Annotated in this window: 2 protein-coding genes; one reads left to right on the plus strand and one right to left on the minus strand. The window is 36.5% G+C overall.

Going from position 1 to position 493, the window contains the following annotated elements:
* A partial coding sequence (locus tag AC1DIT_RS28440; RefSeq protein ID WP_476998628.1) for a hypothetical protein occupies positions 1-301 on the plus strand: 301 nt, incomplete at its 5' end.
* Here AC1DIT_RS28440 and AC1DIT_RS28445 read toward each other — a convergent pair.
* Positions 288-493 (minus strand): GlgC family sugar phosphate nucleotidyltransferase (locus tag AC1DIT_RS28445; RefSeq protein ID WP_476998629.1); only part of this gene is annotated, 206 nt, incomplete at its 5' end. The two genes, AC1DIT_RS28440 and AC1DIT_RS28445, sit on opposite strands and share 14 nt — an antisense overlap.

Genomic DNA, 493 nt, shown 5'->3' on the forward strand with positions numbered 1-493 from the left:
TCTTACAGCTTCCTCCCTTCGGATTTTAAATTCATATCATGATGAGCCAGTGAATCCCTATTGGATAGAATTTCACTGGCTATATATATCCATTTTGATTTTTCGACATATAAGTCGCTGCTACGAAGAACAAAAGATGATTGCTACTTGTTTTCTCTCTTTGTTTTCACTTGGCCTAGGGCAGGAAAAGGATCTGACCGCCTCTATGCATGGGCGGATGCTCTCTTCCACCTTAAAAAGAATGTTTTTATCAGTTTTCCAATTTGTACTTAACTTACATAGAGCTTTTAAGAATAACTAGTAATATTTTGACTTTGAACACTGCTCTTTTCCAGAACGTATGGATTATCAGGCGTTCCTGTTAAAACCACACCATCCTCAATTTTAACATCCTTATCAATAATAACGCCGTCTAATATACAGTTATCTCCAATTTGGCTCTTTTGCATAATAATGCTATTTCGAATAACCGAACCTTTCCCAACCTTAACAG

It is taken from the genome of Bacillus sp. 05T22, from assembly GCF_056396765.1.